Here is a 304-nt window from a genome sequence, read left to right as displayed (position 1 = left end):
CAGGGCATCGGCGCAGATTTCCGAGATCACGTCGGTGATCGAGGGCATCGCGTTCCAGACCAACATCCTGGCGTTGAACGCCGCGGTCGAGGCCGCGCGCGCGGGCGAGCAGGGCAAGGGCTTTGCCGTGGTCGCCAGCGAAGTGCGCTCGCTGGCGCAGCGCTCGGCCACCGCGGCCAAGGCAATCAACACGCTGATCAGCCAGTCGGCCGAAACCGTGCGCCAGGGCGTCGAGCGAGTCGGCGCCGCCGGGGAAACCATGGATCTGATCCTGGACTCGATCACCCAGACCACCGCGACCATG

Annotated in this window: 1 protein-coding gene; it reads left to right on the top strand. The window is 68.1% G+C overall.

Annotated features, from left to right (window positions below; all coding sequences use genetic code 11):
- Positions 1 to 304 (top strand): methyl-accepting chemotaxis protein (locus tag SB751_RS29325; protein WP_410748944.1); only part of this gene is annotated, 304 nt, incomplete at both ends.

It is taken from the genome of Cupriavidus sp. SIMBA_020 (assembly GCF_046535395.1).
Taxonomy (GTDB): Bacteria; Pseudomonadota; Gammaproteobacteria; order Burkholderiales; family Burkholderiaceae; genus Cupriavidus; species Cupriavidus campinensis.
The sequence above is the reverse complement of the archived record's forward strand: the minus strand, read 5'-3'. Positions and strand labels throughout refer to the sequence as shown.